Raw genomic sequence first — 16158 nt, 5'->3', positions numbered from 1 at the left:
ACCTCACTTATGATTGTCAGTGTAAGGGATCAACGCTAAGTAGCGAGCTTGTTTAATAGCAAGCGCTAATTGACGTTGGTAACGAGCTTTAGTACCTGTAATACGGCTAGGAACAATCTTGCCATTTTCAGTGATGTACTGTTTTAGTGTATCGATATCTTTGTAGTCGATGTACGTAACGTTCTCAGCTGTAAAGCGGCAGAACTTGCGACGACGGTAAAAACGTGCCATTGATGTTCTCCTTAAGCTTCAGCAGAGTCTTGGTTAGCGTGTTGTGCTTCTTCACGTTGAGCTTTACGCGCACGTTTTTCTTCAGCACTCTTAGCCAATAATGACTCTTCAGTGATAGCGTTTTCACGACGGATGATCAAGCTACGAAGGATCGCGTCGTTATAACGGAACAATTCTTCTAACTCGTCAAGCGTAGTTTGACCACATTCAACGTTCATAAGAATGTAGTGCGCTTTGTGAATTTTGTTAATTGGGTAAGCCAATTGACGACGGCCCCAATCTTCTAAACGGTGAATTTGACCTTCAGCTTCTTTGATGTGAGTTAGGTAACGTTCTACCATACCCACAACTTGATCGCTTTGGTCTGGGTGTACCAAAAGTACGATTTCGTAGTGACGCATTGTCAGCTCCTTACGGTTTATGCAGCCCCTGACTAAATTGAGCCAGAAGCAAGGAGTCACAACCGAAGTTGTGTCGCAAAATTGCGAAGCGTGAATTTTAGAGCTTTTACCAAGTAAATTCAAGGCTTGGTCTAAGAAAAGATCGGCTTGGGTAAAAAGGGAATGTAATATTTTGCATCTATGATTGGAATTTAAATTTTATGCTTTGTATTTGTATGTCACTAACTTTTAGAGTGTTTAATGCAAAAATTATTAAGGACGAATAATTCAAAGACAGATAAATTGTTATTATTTAAATATTGAAGTGTGGAGAGGGTAGGCACTCCATTAAAAGATAGAGCTAAACTCTATCTTTTAAAAAAGTATGATTTGCGTGCTTGGTGCGGTTGCTGTAAAGCTAAAACATAAACTCACAACAGTAATTAAAATAACCGAAAATAGGAAAAAGCGTTTTGCCCATAATTGATCATTTTCTGCTTTGAAGCCAATGACGCCAATATAGAACCAATAAATACAAAGTGCATTCAAAATAACCAGATATAGCCAGTTTGCATAACCAAATACAAACAGTCCATTCATGGCAACGGTAAATAACACCACATAAATTAGTGATTCAATTTTCGTTCGTAAAATTGAACGAGCTACTGGCAAAATTGGAATCCCCGCATTTTTGTAATCATCAAAACGGTAAATTGCAATCGCCCAAGAGTGGGGCATTTGCCAAAGTGCATAACCTAAAAAGATAAGTAGTGCAGCTAAGTCAAATTGATTTGCAACAGCGGTATAACCAATGACAGGTGGGCTTGCGCCTGAAATACTGCCAATAATGGTTTGATGAATTGTTGTGCGTTTGGTCCATAGACTGTAAAAGCCGACATAAACCACGAAACCAATCAGTGCAAAAAGAAAAGCGTATGCGTTAACTCCAAACCATAAAATGCTAAAACCAATTATGCCCAATACCACTGAATAAATCAGCGCAATAGGAACAGAAACAGTTTTTTTCACTAAAGCACGGTTTTGTGTGCGTTGCATTTTTTGGTCGATGTCTTGGTCAATAATATTGTTGACCACACATCCTGAGGCGACAACAAGCGTTGTACCAAGCAGAGTAAGCAGTAGGAGAAGGAAATCTACAGAACCTTGGGCAGCTACAAAGTAGCCACCCAAAGTGGTAATAAAATTACCAAAGAGAATTCCTGGCTTTGTCAGGAATAAATACTTTTTCAGCATGACAACCAGTTTAGATCATCATGTTGTAGTGTAGGTAGTTCATGATCCATACAGAACCAACCAAAAGGATGGCAATGGTCAGAATGGTATACACGAATGCAATCACGTTCCAACGTTGCTCTGAAGAAGAATTCATATGCAAGAAATAAATTAATTGAATAAGAATCTGAGCAACTGCTGTAATCGAAATAACAGTAATCAAAATACCACGGCCAAAACCACCTGCCATAACCATACCAAAAGGAATAATGGTAAGGATAACAGAAAGGATAAAGCCAATCGTATATTGCTTAGTGTTACCGTGTGATGCACCAGCAGAGTTGTGATCGTGACTCATTAGAGAACTCCCATCAAGTAAACTACGCTGAATACACAGATCCAAACGATGTCAAGGAAGTGCCAGAACAAGCTTAGGCAAGCTAAACGACGCATGTTCGGAATAGTCAAACCATATTTCTTGATTTGAACCATTAACACGATCATCCAAACTAAACCTGAAGTTACGTGAATACCGTGCGTACCAACCAAAGTAAAGAACGCAGATAAGAACGCACTCGCACTTGGACCATGTCCAGCGTGAACTAAATGGTTGAACTCATAAAGTTCCATACCAATAAAGATCGCACCGAAAACCCAAGTCACGCCTAACCAAGTTAGAACTTTAGCAACATCTTTCTTGTAAGCAGCTAAAACGGCAAAACCGAAAGTTACAGAAGAAATCAACAGGGCAAAAGTTTCTGTTAAAACGAAGCCTAATGACTCGCCAAACAAATCTTTAGCTGTTGGAGTGCCTACTGGAACGTGGCTACTTAATACAGCGAACGCGATGAAAAGTGTACCAAAAATTACAAGGTCACTCATCAAGTAGGTCCAGAAACCAAAGACGGTGATGTCTGTATCATCGTGGTGATGATCATCATGTCCGTGGTTGTCGTGATGAAGTACTTCAGCCATGTCTTAGTCCTTCTTCAAGTGTTTTTCAAGGAGCGCATAGCGTTCGTTTTCAATACGCTCAACTTCAGCAGCAGGAACATAGTAGTCCACTTTCTTCGTGAAAGAGCTCACGATGAAGCTGATGATTGCAGCGATAAAAGTAACGAATACTAACCACCAAATATGCCAGATTAACGCGAAGCCCATAGTTGTAATAAACATTGCAATTATGAAGCCAGCTGCACGGTTAGTTGGCATATGGACATCTTCATACTTAGTTGGACGAGCGTATGCTACACCATTTTCTTTGTCAGTCCAGAAAGTATCAATACCATTGATCTTTGGAAGGTGAGCAAAGTTATAGAACGGTGCTGGAGAAGAAGTAGCCCACTCAAGCGTACGGCCATCCCATGGATCTCCAGTAAGGTCTAAGCGTTGGTTGCGTTGTAGGAAGCCAACCACAATCTGCATAACGAAGCAGAATAGACCAATAGCAATTAACACAGAACCGAAGAACGCAATTGCCAAGTATGGATCCCATTCTGGGTTGTCATATGTATTCAAACGACGAGTCATACCCATGAAACCAAGGATATAAAGTGGCATGAATGCAAAGTAGAAACCGAAGAACCAGAACCAGAATGCTGCTTTACCCCAAGTTTCATTGAGTCTCCAACCAAACATTTTTGGCCAGTAGTAAATGATACCTGCGAACATCCCGAATACAACACCACCAATAATTACGTTATGGAAGTGAGCAATCAAGAATAAAGAGTTGTGTACAAGGAAGTCCGCTGGTGGAACTGCCATTAATACACCTGTTAAACCACCGATACCAAAAGTCACAAGGAAGCCAAGTGTCCATAGCATTGGGGTAGTGTAGGTAATACGACCCTTGTACATAGTGAATAACCAAGAGAAGATTTTCACACCAGTAGGAATCGCAATAATCATGGTCATGATACCGAAGAACGCGTTAACGTTGGCACCTGCACCCATGGTAAAGAAGTGGTGAACCCATACAACAAGTGATAACACACCAATTGCAACGGTTGCGTACACCATTGATTTGTAACCGAACAAAGTTTTGCGCGCAAAAGTCGCAGTTACTTCAGAGAAAATACCAAATGCTGGTAATATTAAGATATATACTTCTGGGTGACCCCATGTCCAAATCAAGTTTACATACAACATTGGGCTACCACCCATGTCGTTGGTAAAGAAGTGGAAACCGAAGTAACGGTCAAGCGTTAACATCGCAATTGTCGCAGTTAAAACTGGGAAAGTTGCAATGATAAGTACCGCAGTAACTAATGATGTCCAAGTGAAAACAGGCATGTCCATAAGTTTCATGCCAGGCGCACGCATTTTGATGATGGTAACGAAGAAGTTAACACCAGTAAGAAGCGTACCTAGACCAGAAACCTGAAGTGCCCAAATATAGTAGTCAACACCAACACCTGGAGAATATTCGATACCAGATAGAGGAGGATAAGCCATCCAACCTGTAGCAGCGAATTCACCTAATGCAAGTGAAACCATCATTAAACCTGCAGCACCAGCGAATAACCAGAAGCTTAAAGAGTTTAATAACGGGAAGGCTACGTCACGAGCACCAATCTGTAATGGTACAGAGATGTTCATTAAGCCAACAACAAGACCCATTGCCACGAAGAAGATCATGATCACACCGTGTGCGGTGAAAATCTGGTCATAGTGTTCTGGGTGTAAATAACCTTCACCACCACCTTTTGCAAGGAACTGCTGAAGACGCATCATGATCGCATCTGCGAAGCCACGAAGTAACATGACTACAGATACAAAGATATACATGATACCAATTTTTTTATGGTCTACAGATGTGAACCATTCGTTCCACAAGTAGCCCCATTTTTTGAAGTAGGTAATACCAGCAACAACTGCAAGGCCACCTAAGATCATCGCTGCAACAGTAACCAATACGATTGGATCGTAAGGAATTGCATCTGGACCTAACTTACCTAATAAGCTCATGTCTTATTCCCCTTGAGAAGCAGTCGCATGTTCAACTGCTACATGAGTTTCAGAAGCAGGCGCTTCACCAGCCACTACAGGAGCTGAATGGTCAGCACCATGGTAGTTACTCATATAGTTATTGATCACTGATTCAAACAAGCCTTGCTCAACAGAAGAGTAATAAGTCACAGGATGTGGCTGAGTCTTATATGGACCTTCTTTTAAAGCCGTTGCAGCAAGTTTTTTCTCTAATTCAGTTTTGGCGTTACGAACCATTGCATCAATTTGTTTCTGTGAACGGTTACCGTCACGTAAAGAAGCAAATTCAGCTTGATCTAAAACTGTTTTTTGAACAGCTTGAGGATTGATAGTCGTACCTTGACCTGCTTTAACAGCTGTTACCCATTGCTCAAAATCAGCTTGAGTTACAGAGTGAGCTTTAAAGCGCATTTGCGAGAAACCATAACCTGAGTAGTTAGATGAGAAACCACGGAATTCGCCCGTGTTGTCTGCTAAAACGTTCAAGTGAGTTTGCATACCCGCCATTGCATAAATCTGACCAGATAATGCAGGGATAAAGAACGAGTTCATTGTGAAGTTAGATGTTAAACGTAAGCTTACAGGCGTTTGCTCTGGGAAGCGTAATTCGTTAACAGTAGCAATGTTCTGTTCTGGGTAGATGAAGATCCATTTAAATTGTTCAGCAATAACTTGAACAGTTAAAGGAGCTTTTTCGGATTCTAGCGGACGGTAAGGGTCGTACTTGTGGGAACCCCACCAAGTTAACCAAGCTAAAATACAAATAATAATAACAGGTATACCCCATACTACAATTTCAATTGCAGTAGAGTGTGACCATGTTGGTTGATAGTCTGCGTCTTTATTCGATGCGCGATATTTCCAACCGAACCACAATGCCATAATTGCAGATGGAATAACCACCAATAGCATTAGGTAAATCGCAGTCATCATCAGGTTACTTTGACCTGCTGCAACTGGACCTTTTGAGTTCAGAAGTACTAAATCACCGCCACACCCAGTTAAGAGTGCAGCCATCGTAGATAAAGACAATACAGCTAAAATCGTTTGTCTCATTTTACAACCTCGGTGAAGAGTCCCATTCCCTAATTTAATATGGGATAGCGATTAAAGTGTCGCATGATTAAAAAGACATCAAAAAAGATGAAAAAGTCTTCTTAATCATCGGACACCGCTACGTTGTAGGGCATTATGCCTGATATCGACAAACTAAGCTACACATAAAGCGGCTTTAAGTGGAGGGAATAAAAACCAATTTTTATACTCGGAATTATTTGTGTTAATTTTAATTTATTTATATTTATCAATATTATAAGAAAAAAGGGATGATCAATCATCCCTGAATAAATAAAATCAAATTATTGCTTTACGACTTTGGTTTTGGCGAGTTTATCGTGCAAAGCCTGTCGTTTTGCACCAAATGCAAAGCCATAATCTAAAATTGTGATGAAGGGCATAAACATCATATTCAAAATAATGAAAATGATAGAGCGAATAGTAAACACACGCATTAGGCTGACTTTTTCTTCGGTTTCAGCATCGACAATCTTAATTTTAGTCAGACGTTTGCCAATACTTTGTCCAGTTTTAGCCAGCAGCAAGGCTTGTATGCCCAGCATAATCAATAAATAAATTGCCACCGCTTGCCAAGCTTGCATTGGAATGAGCTGAAAGAGTTCAGTTTGCAATTGCATGGCTTGATCAGACGTTGTCGCTGCCTGCATTTTTTGTTGTAAACCAGACAATTGTTCAAACTGGTCCGCATTTAAGAAAAAAGAGGGAAGTGCTGCTGCAGGCAACCATAACAACATGTCTATAATTTTGGCTAAAGCACGTTGGTTAATGCTCGCCAATTCATTTTTTGTTGCCTGTGTTCTGGAGTTTGACGATGCTGAGCTTGGTCGTGATGTGTTTGTAGCCGTGTAATCTGTATTTTGAAAAGGTGAATGTTCAGGGGCAGGTGGTGTGCTGACGTAGCCTTGTGGTTCATATACAAGTTTACCTTGGGTGAGTTCACCTAAAGCTTTCCATTCGCTCATGCCTTGGTGCCAAGCCAAATCTGTCAGCAACACTTGTTGGCTGGCGAGCATTTGGTTGAGCTGCTCTAAGGTGTATGGCCCAGCTTGTTGATTATTTCGTGCCAAGTAAATTTGCATAAATATAAAATCTCAAAAAATGAATTTGAAAAAAAACCCACGCAGGTGCATGGGTTTTCTTTTAACACGTTTTACTATGCTTGTTGAGCTTTTTCTTCAGAAAGGAAGAACCAAGTGTCTAAAACTGAGTCTGGGTTTAAAGATACAGATTCAATACCTTGTTCCATTAACCAACGTGCAAGGTCAGGGTGATCTGAAGGGCCTTGACCACAGATACCGACATATTTACCTGCTTTACGGCATGCGTGAATTGCCATAGAAAGTAATGCTTTCACTGCAGGGTCACGTTCATCGAACAGGTGAGAAACAATGCCTGAGTCACGGTCTAAACCAAGTGTTAACTGAGTTAAGTCATTTGAGCCGATAGAGAAACCATCGAAATGCTCAAGGAATTGTTCAGCCAACAATGCGTTGGTTGGTAATTCACACATCATGATCACTTTCAGACCATTTTCACCACGTTTTAAACCATTCAGCGCAAGCAATTCGATCACACGTTTTGCTTCAGCAACGGTACGTACAAATGGAATCATAATTTGTACGTTGGTTAAGCCCATTTCGTCACGTACTTTTTTCAAGGCACGACATTCAAGCTCGAAGCAGTCACGGAAATTGTCAGACACATAACGACTTGCACCACGGAAGCCCAACATTGGGTTTTCTTCTTCTGGCTCATATAACTTACCACCAATTAAGTTTGCGTATTCGTTTGATTTGAAGTCAGACATACGCACAATCACTGGTTTGTCAGCGAATGCAGCAGCAAGGGTAGAAATACCTTCAACCAATTTTTCTACATAGAATTCGATTGGCGATGAATAGCCCGCAGTACGCGCCATAACTGCTGCACGTGTTTCACGTGGTAAGCTGTCAATATTAAGCAATGCTTTAGGATGCACACCAATCATACGGTTGATGATGAATTCTAAACGTGCAAGACCAATCCCTTCGTTTGGAATTTGAGCAAAGTCAAATGCGCGGTCTGGGTTACCAACGTTCATCATGATTTTGAACGGAAGTTTAGGCATAGATTCGATTGAGTTCTTTTGAACTTCAAAATCTAAAGCACCTTCATAAATGAAACCTGTGTCGCCTTCGGCGCAAGAAACTGTAACTTCCTGACCATCAGTCAAAACTTCAGTTGCATTACCACAACCTACAATTGCAGGTACGCCTAATTCACGGGCAATAATTGCAGCGTGACAAGTACGACCACCGCGGTTAGTGACAATTGCAGCAGCACGTTTCATCACTGGTTCCCAGTCTGGATCAGTCATGTCTGAAACAAGAACGTCACCTTCCTGAACTTTGTCCATTTCTTTAATAGACGTTACAACGCGGACTCTACCAGAACCGATACGCTGACCAATTGAACGACCTTCACAAATGACCGTACCTTTTTGTTTCAATAGGTAGCGTTCCATAGTACCGACGTTTTCACGGCTTTTTACAGTTTCAGGACGTGCTTGAACGATGTAGATTTGACCGTCATCACCATCTTTTGCCCATTCAATATCCATAGGCGCTTGATAATGTTCTTCAATAATTAACGCTTGTTTCGCTAATTCTTGTAGTTCGTGATCATTTAAAGAGAACTGTTGGCGATCTTGTTTTTCAACATCGACCACAACTACAGATTTACCAGCCGCGCCTTCTTCACCATAAATCATTTTTTGGTGTTTAGAGCCAAGGTTACGACGTAAAACTGAGTGTTTGCCTGCTTTTAATAAAGGCTTAGAAATATAGAATTCATCTGGGTTAACTGCACCCTGAACCACCATTTCACCCAAACCATAAGAAGCAGTAATGAATACAGCATCACGGAAACCAGATTCTGTATCTAGGGTAAACATTACACCAGCAGCGCCAGTTTCTGAACGTACCATACGTTGTACGCCTGCAGACAAAGCAACGACATCGTGGTCAAAGTTTTGGTGTACACGGTAAGAAATCGCGCGGTCGTTGTACAAAGATGCAAAAACTTCTTTAATGGCAATTAATACGTTGTCAATGCCACGGATGTTTAGGAATGTTTCTTGCTGACCTGCGAAAGATGCGTCTGGTAGATCTTCTGCAGTTGCAGATGAACGAACGGCAACCGCGATGTTTGGGTTGCCGTTAGAGAGTGCTTCAAAAGCAACTCGGATTTCTTGTTCTAGTGATGCAGTAAGCGGAGTGTCGACAATCCATTGACGAATTTTTGCACCAGTTTCAGCAAGCGCATTCACGTCATCTACATTGAGTGTTTTTAGCTCTGCTTGAATTTTAGCGTTTAGGCCACTTTGCTCGAGAAATTCACGATAAGCAGCAGCTGTTGTTGCAAAGCCACCTGGTACCGATACACCAGCATTAGATAAGTGGCTGATCATTTCGCCCAAAGATGAGTTTTTCCCACCCACGAGCTCAACATCGTGTTTCCCTAATTTTTCCAGACCAATTACGCGCGCTTCCAAAGTTGTTACTCCACTTTTGCAGTATTAATCACTATCTTGTCATGAAATTATAATAAATCTACTTAGCAATTTGGTTTTACTAAGCGACAGTCATGTAAGATCGGTTTACTATAAAGATTATATAGCACTAAGACAAATGTTTAAGGAGAATTTTAATGTCAGATGGTAAACAAATTAAGCGGAGTGTTTTTTTTATTTCCGATGGAACTGCAATTACGGCTGAAACCCTTGGACATTCACTCTTAGCGCAATTTCCAAATGTGGACTTTGATATTCATATTCATCCTTATATTACGTCTGAAGAAGCGGCTATGAATGTGGTGGCAGAGATTAATGCCCGAGCACAAATTGATGGTCAATTACCTTTGGTGTTTGATACCTTGGTTGACCAATATGTGCGTGACATTATCAACACTGCCAAAGCAATTAATTTAGATGTATTTGAAGGCTTAATTAGTAAGCTTTCTGAAGAGTTAGGAACACCACCAACCACTTTGGTCGGGCAGACGCATGCCGTAACAGATTCTGAATCTTACAAGGCACGTATTGATGCGGTGCATTTTGCCTTAGATAACGATGATGGCGCACGTACACGCCATTACGACAAGGCCGATCTGATTCTGATTGGGGTGTCGCGTTCGGGTAAAACGCCAACTTCCATCTACCTTTCTTTACAGTTCGGGATTCGTGTGGCGAACTATCCATTGACTGAAGAAGACCTCGATGACAACCGTTTGCCAGCCGTATTAAAGCCGCATAAACATAAGTTATTTGGCTTGATGATTGATGCTGAACGCCTTGTGGCAATTCGTACTGAACGTAAAGCTAATAGCCGTTATGCAAGTTTTAATCAATGCCAAATGGAATTGCGTGCGATTGAAGGTATTTATATTTCAGAAGGGATTAAATATTTAAATGTTTCAGAAATGTCGATTGAAGAAATTTCAACACGTGTTTTACAAATGACAGGTTTAAAACGTCGTATTGGTTAATGAAACTATATGTATTAAAAGAGCCAAAATTTTATTTTGGCTCTTTTTTATTGGATTTAAATAGAATAAAAATCAAGCTACTATTTATTTAAATGATAATGCTTTTAGTGTGACTTAAAATGTAGTGATAATGGTATCAATTGGATGTTCTTGTCCATCAATACTATGCACGCTATGTGCACAGACTTTGACAATTGGCCAAGTAATCAAATGGCAATTTTCGCGTTGTAAAGCTGAATAATAATGATCAGATTTAAAATAGCGTTGATGTGTATCTGCAATGTTTGGTGTGAGTTGACGTTTAAGCCACGTGTCTTTGACTTGAGCATCTATAAAGCGTAAAGCCAAAATATTTTTGACGCGGTTATTAAACAAACGTCGATTTTTAAACACCAAAGGATGGCTAATTAGGCGATGGATGCCACGTTCTGTACTTGGCAGGACAAAATGCGGTGCAATTTGAAAGACTTGAACAGATGTTGCTTGCTGACAAATTCTATCGAGTTGTGCCACGCTGTCCTGATTTGCACCAATAACTGCAACGCGTAAACCTGTGAAGTCATGCTGTTTGATTTCAGTTGCAGGAATGCATTCGCCTTGGAATTCTTGAAAATCTGCCAAGCAGTTTTGAAAAGCGTGTCTATGTACGTCGTGTTTAGGACTGACCATGCTGAATCTCTTGATATATTCATTTTATAAATTAGAACATTTACTCTATTTTGTTGGGGCAGTACTGTTTGGTAAAGTCTTTTGTGCAGGCGAGCCAGTCATTCCTAAAGATTGAAAATTAATTCAACTGAGATTACTGAGATTTAAGCGAAAGAGAACAAGAAAACGGATTTAAGTTATTTATTTTAAATGTTTTTAATTGATGAAACCTTGTAGCTCAATAGAACTACAAGGTCGGAGCTAATTAAGTATCTAACTTCATTTGCATGAGCAAATCAAAGTTATGTAAGCGTTTTTCTGTGTCATAGATGTCACAGGTAAAAATAAACTCATCGACATCATACTTCGCCAATAAGTTTTCCAATCCTGCTTTGACAGTCGCCTTTGAGCCAATTTGCGCCATGGCATAAAAACTATCAACTGACATTTTTTCTGCAGGTGACCATAAGCCATCCATACTTTCGACTGGAGCTTTGAGTTTTAGGCTTTGTCCACGCATTAAACCTAAAACACGCTGATAGGCACTAGTCGCCAAAAATTCTGCTTCTTGGTCGGTATCTGCAACCACTGTTGGCACACCCATAGACACATAAGGCCGCTCTAAATATTCTGAAGGCTCAAAATTGTCACGATATAACTGAATGGCTTGAGCAAGCATACGCGGGGCGAAGTGTGAGGCAAATGAGTAGGGTAGTCCTAATTTTGCAGCAAGTTGTGCGCTAAATAAACTTGAACCAAGCAACCATACAGGAACGTGTGTCCCTTGTCCTGGCGTAGCAACAATACGTTGTTGTGGTTCAGCATCTTTAAAGTAATGCAAAATTTCTAAAACATCTTGCGGAAATTGATCTTCAGTTTCCTGTCGCCCACGACGCAGCGCACGCATGGTCACTTGATCTGTGCCTGGTGCGCGACCTAAACCGAGTTCAATACGGTTAGGATATAAAGTCGCTAAAGTTCCAAACTGTTCAGCGACCACTAACGGTGCGTGGTTGGGGAGCATAATACCGCCAGAACCGAGTTTAATTTTTTGCGTATTTGCTAATAAATAACCCAAAAGAACTGCGGTTGCTGAGCTGGCAATGCCATCCATATTATGATGTTCCGCCAACCACAAACGGTCATAGCCGAGTTGTTCTGCGTGTCGTGCTAATTCAAGTGCATGATGCAGTGAAAACTGTACTGATTGATCATCACGTACAGGTGCGAGTTCAAGAATGGCAAATTTTGTGTCTTGCAGGGAACGCATCATTTATTCCAGCTTGATTAAAGAGAGTTTTATCATACGATGCTGCACTGATTTTGTATATCGAAAATTTTCGATATATGGGCGAGTCATGAGATATTGCCATTTAACAACGCGCGACATTCATCCAAAAAGCACGCTTTATAAAAAAACATTTATCCAAGCAAGTAGTCAGCAAACAAAAAGCACCCGAAGGTGCTGATTGTTAGAAGTATCGTGAGAAATTAACGACGTTTACCATTTTTATAGTGACCTAAATGTAAGCCATTGTCTTTGCGGTAACGGTCATTATAACGGTAGTCATTGTAGCGATAGCCACGGCTATCATAGCGGCGGTCATAACGATCATCACGACGGTCTTCACTAACTTTTTGACCTAATACTGCACCACCTGCAGAGCCGAGTCCTGCACCGACATAGCCACCATTGTTGCCTGCCATATTGCGACCAACGCTATATCCACCTGCACCGCCCAAGGCAGCACCAATCATGGCACCGTTACGGTCACGTTTATTGGCAGAAGCTGCAGCACCGCCCGCACCACCAATGGCTGAACCAATCATCGCGCCTGTTTGTCCACCCATTTGTTGACCAATTGCTGCTCCGACAGCACCACCCAAGGCAGAACTTACGGCAACACGTGTATCGTTTGCATGTGCAGTACTCATAAGCAAGGCAGAACTTGCGATAACGCTACCCAATAAAATACGATTAAGTTTCATGCGGATGCTCCAAATATTGATTAATATGTTTTGTAATGAAGATATAGAAACAGATGGCAAAGATCGTGAAGGGCAATGAGGTAAATCTGCAAAGTTTGGTAAAGACTTTGTAATTGCACTGCTAAATTTCTTCATATTGATTATGGTCGTTTTTTTGAACTGATATATGAAGAAAAATTAATCCTATAAAAAAGCATCAAACCTGTGTTGATGCTTTTTTGCTGCTCTATGCCTATCGTTCAAGATTAACGACGGTTGCGTTTTTTCTTCCATTTACGTTCTTGATAGCGGTCATATTCTTTATCTTTCGAGATTTTATTGCCGAGTGCTGCACCACCTGCTGCACCTAAAGCTGAACCAATATAACCCCCATTGGTACCGCCCATATTTTTACCTACGGTATAACCCGCACCACCACCCAAAGCACCACCAATTGCAGATTCAGTACGATGACGCTTATCACTCGCCACGGCTGCACCACCAGCACCGCCTAAGGCAGCGCCTAGTGTTGCACCCGTAGTACCACCCATATTTTTACCAATAGCTGTACCTGCAACACTGCCTAAAGCACTGGCTGCGGCAACGCGCGTAGTATTGTCTGCATAAACGTTGGCACTGAGCATTGAAGCTGTGGCTAAAGCTGCTGTCATTAACATTGCATTAAGTTTCATGTTGAACTCCATGTCCATTTACAGGACTTATTTATGATCAATTTTGATGGGCTCAATTTAACAAAGCGCCGCTTTTAAAATGTGGAGAGTGCAGACGAGATTGGTGTTCTTTGGTGTGGGCTTTGTATGAGTTTGATTAAAATTGCTAAAAAAATGTCCAAATGCGGATGCTAATTGCGGTACTTGGTGAGTTGTACATTCACCGCAATGCACAGCATTATCAAGCAAAAATACTGCTAGAACATCTGCAGATAGGCATTTCAAACATCGTACAGACTTAATAATGATGTTATTTGGGTGGTAGAATCGGTAAACTATGCGCAATTTTTTATTTCGCTGTGCTGCGTGTTGCATGTAACAGCCTTTGCATTGAGATTTTTTAAACAATGAAAGAATCGTTACGTTTACGATTAGATCAGCTTTCTGACCGCCATGAAGAATTGACTGCTTTGTTGGCAGATGTTGAAGTGATTTCAGATAACAAGCGTTTTCGTCAATTATCACGTGAACACAGTGATTTAGACGAAATTACGGCAGTGTGGTCACAATACACACAAGCCGAAGCCGATATTGAAACAGCCGAAGCAATGTTGTCTGATCCTGACTTTAAGGAAATGGCGCAAGAAGAAATTAAAGACAATAAAGCGCTGATTCAGCAACTTGAAGCTGACTTAAATATTTTAATGATTCCAAAAGACCCGAATGATGCCAACTCGGCTTATTTGGAGATTCGCGCAGGGACAGGTGGCGATGAAGCCGCGATTTTCTCGGGTGACTTATTCCGCATGTATAGCAAATATGCCGAAAGTCAGGGCTGGAGAATCGAAATTTTATCTGAAAATGAAGGTGAACACGGCGGATATAAAGAAGTCATTTGCTTGGTGAATGGCGAAGGCGTGTATGGCCGTTTGAAGTTTGAAAGTGGTGCGCATCGTGTGCAACGTGTTCCTGCGACTGAATCGCAAGGTCGTGTGCATACATCAGCGTGTACTGTGGCAATTTTACCTGAAGTAGATGTAGACACCACGGTAGATATTAACCCTGCCGATTTGCGTATCGATACCTATCGTGCTTCGGGTGCGGGTGGTCAGCACGTTAACAAAACCGACTCTGCAGTGCGTATAACCCACATTCCGACGGGTACTGTGGTGGAATGTCAGGAAGAGCGTTCACAGCATAAAAACAAAGCGAAAGCGATGGCGTTGTTGGCATCACGTTTGGAAAATGCCAAACGTGCTGCAGCAGATGCAGCAACTTCAGAAATGCGTCGTGATTTGGTGGGTTCGGGTGACCGTTCTGAGCGTATTCGTACCTATAACTATCCGCAAGGACGTATGACAGATCATCGTATTAACCTGACTTTATATAAGTTGGATGCGGTGATGGAAGGTGATTTAACTGAACTACTAGATAGTCTGCATCGTGAATATCAGGCAGATCAGTTGGCGATGCTTGCTCAGCAAAACGGTGGTTAATGAATATTGCACAAGCCTTGGCGCTACGTGGTGAAGTCGATAGCTATGAGCGTCAAGAAAATATTTGGTTGTTAGAGCATTTTTTAGGACTCAGTGCGCTTGAATTAAAATATCGTGCTGATCAGGAATTGAGTGCCGCGCAAGAGCAGATGTATGTGCAGGCTTTGGCACGTATAGCAGCAGGCGAGCCTTTGGCGTATATCACAGGTTCACAGCCATTTTGGACACTGGATTTAAAAGTCACGCACGATACTTTGGTGCCACGTCCTGATACCGAGGTTTTGGTCGAAACTGTGTTGGCTTTGTCATTACAACGTGATGCTGTAATTGTCGATTTAGGCACAGGTACAGGGGCGATTGCTTTGGCTTTAGCATCTGAACGTCCAGATTGGCAGGTAACCGCAACCGATATTTACCTGCCAACACTTGCAGTTGCTCAAGAAAATGCAAGCAAGCATGCTTTAAATCAGGTGCAATTTGCCTGTGGTGCATGGTTTGAGGCATTGGGTTCAGCAGCCGAGCCACGTTTTGATTTAATTGTATCTAATCCGCCGTATATAGATGCTAATGATGCACACATGTCTGCTTTGGCAGCAGAGCCTGAACGTGCATTGGTGGCAGCAGATCAGGGTTTGGCAGATATTCTGCAGATTATTTCGCAGGGTAAGCACTGGCTGAAAGCAAATGGATGGATTGCACTAGAGCATGGCTATGACCAAGCTTTAGCAGTGCAAGCGATTTTTGCAGAACACGGTTTTTCTGACATTCGTACAGTCAAAGATTATGCAGGCAATGATCGGGTGACTTTAGCACAATGGCTTGCTGGCTGATGTGTTATATCAGTTAAAAATCTTGTGAGATCTATTTATCAGCTTGCAAACATAGACGAATGATTAGCAAAGTTTAAGTGCAAGACCAATTTATGAGCCTCAACTCAACTGA

Annotated in this window: 16 protein-coding genes; 3 read left to right on the top strand and 13 right to left on the bottom strand. The window is 41.5% G+C overall.

Annotation, left to right across the window (positions count from 1 at the left end; all coding sequences use genetic code 11):
* Positions 1–3: 3 nt before the first annotated feature.
* From rpsR to ppsA, 9 genes are all read right to left on the bottom strand, one after another.
* The gene (gene rpsR, locus FTT91_RS00170; protein WP_004719336.1) at positions 4–231 is read right to left on the bottom strand and encodes a 30S ribosomal protein S18; all 228 of its coding nucleotides are present in this window, start codon (positions 229–231) and stop codon (positions 4–6) included.
* A gap of 11 nt (positions 232–242) precedes the next feature.
* Positions 243–632 carry a 30S ribosomal protein S6 gene (gene rpsF / locus FTT91_RS00165; protein ID WP_004973153.1) on the bottom strand — a complete coding sequence of 130 codons (390 nt, stop codon included), beginning with the start codon at positions 630–632 and terminating at the stop codon, positions 243–245.
* A 354-nt stretch (positions 633–986) separates the two neighbouring features.
* Positions 987–1865 carry a heme o synthase gene (gene cyoE / locus FTT91_RS00160; protein WP_004973155.1) on the bottom strand — a complete coding sequence of 293 codons (879 nt, stop codon included), beginning with the start codon at positions 1863–1865 and terminating at the stop codon, positions 987–989.
* A 10-nt stretch (positions 1866–1875) separates the two neighbouring features.
* Positions 1876–2202 carry a cytochrome o ubiquinol oxidase subunit IV gene (locus FTT91_RS00155; RefSeq protein ID WP_004973158.1) on the bottom strand — a complete coding sequence of 109 codons (327 nt, stop codon included), beginning with the start codon at positions 2200–2202 and terminating at the stop codon, positions 1876–1878.
* Positions 2202–2819, bottom strand: coding sequence for a cytochrome o ubiquinol oxidase subunit III (gene cyoC / locus FTT91_RS00150; RefSeq protein ID WP_004973159.1), 618 nt, complete (start codon positions 2817–2819; stop codon positions 2202–2204). The genes FTT91_RS00155 and cyoC overlap by 1 nt, the downstream gene beginning before the upstream one ends.
* A 3-nt stretch (positions 2820–2822) precedes the next feature.
* On the bottom strand, positions 2823–4811 hold the full coding sequence (gene cyoB / locus FTT91_RS00145; protein ID WP_180168741.1) for a cytochrome o ubiquinol oxidase subunit I: 1989 nt from the start codon (positions 4809–4811) through the stop codon (positions 2823–2825).
* Positions 4812–4814: 3 nt separating this feature from the next.
* Positions 4815–5888: a ubiquinol oxidase subunit II gene (gene cyoA, locus FTT91_RS00140; protein ID WP_004973169.1), complete on the bottom strand. Its 1074-nt coding sequence runs from the start codon at positions 5886–5888 to the stop codon at positions 4815–4817.
* 302 nt (positions 5889–6190) lie between these two features.
* Positions 6191–6988, bottom strand: coding sequence for an RDD family protein (locus tag FTT91_RS00135; protein WP_180168740.1), 798 nt, complete (start codon positions 6986–6988; stop codon positions 6191–6193).
* A gap of 74 nt (positions 6989–7062) precedes the next feature.
* A complete protein-coding gene (ppsA, locus tag FTT91_RS00130; RefSeq protein ID WP_004973175.1) occupies positions 7063–9441 on the bottom strand; it encodes a phosphoenolpyruvate synthase in 2379 nt (792 codons plus the stop codon).
* A gap of 155 nt (positions 9442–9596) precedes the next feature.
* Here ppsA and FTT91_RS00125 point away from each other — a divergent pair, with 155 nt between their 5' ends.
* Positions 9597–10433, top strand: a complete 837-nt coding sequence (locus FTT91_RS00125) for a pyruvate, water dikinase regulatory protein (protein WP_004973178.1) — start codon at positions 9597–9599, stop codon at positions 10431–10433.
* A 114-nt stretch (positions 10434–10547) separates the two neighbouring features.
* On the opposite strand, the gene FTT91_RS00120 is transcribed toward FTT91_RS00125, so the two are convergent.
* From FTT91_RS00120 to FTT91_RS00105, 4 genes are all read right to left on the bottom strand, one after another.
* Complete coding sequence (locus FTT91_RS00120) at positions 10548–11102, bottom strand: flavoprotein (protein WP_180168739.1); 555 nt, start codon at positions 11100–11102, stop codon at positions 10548–10550.
* A gap of 244 nt (positions 11103–11346) precedes the next feature.
* On the bottom strand, positions 11347–12351 hold the full coding sequence (locus tag FTT91_RS00115) for an LLM class flavin-dependent oxidoreductase (RefSeq protein ID WP_004973182.1): 1005 nt from the start codon (positions 12349–12351) through the stop codon (positions 11347–11349).
* Positions 12352–12572: 221 nt separating this feature from the next.
* Complete coding sequence (locus FTT91_RS00110) at positions 12573–13070, bottom strand: hypothetical protein (protein ID WP_004973185.1); 498 nt, start codon at positions 13068–13070, stop codon at positions 12573–12575.
* A gap of 245 nt (positions 13071–13315) precedes the next feature.
* Positions 13316–13741, bottom strand: a complete 426-nt coding sequence (locus FTT91_RS00105) for a glycine zipper 2TM domain-containing protein (protein WP_004973189.1) — start codon at positions 13739–13741, stop codon at positions 13316–13318.
* Between the two features lie 386 nt (positions 13742–14127).
* Between FTT91_RS00105 and prfA the strand changes: the two genes are divergently transcribed.
* A complete protein-coding gene (gene prfA, locus FTT91_RS00100) occupies positions 14128–15216 on the top strand; it encodes a peptide chain release factor 1 (RefSeq protein ID WP_004973192.1) in 1089 nt (362 codons plus the stop codon).
* On the top strand, positions 15216–16046 hold the full coding sequence (gene prmC / locus FTT91_RS00095) for a peptide chain release factor N(5)-glutamine methyltransferase (protein WP_131260809.1): 831 nt from the start codon (positions 15216–15218) through the stop codon (positions 16044–16046). Before prfA ends, prmC begins: the two co-directional genes overlap by 1 nt.
* Positions 16047–16158: the final 112 nt, after the last annotated feature.

It is taken from the genome of Acinetobacter sp. YH12021 (assembly GCF_013420145.1).
In the GTDB taxonomy this organism is placed as follows: domain Bacteria; phylum Pseudomonadota; class Gammaproteobacteria; order Pseudomonadales; family Moraxellaceae; genus Acinetobacter; species Acinetobacter towneri.
This window is presented reverse-complemented; position numbering and strand designations above follow the sequence as displayed.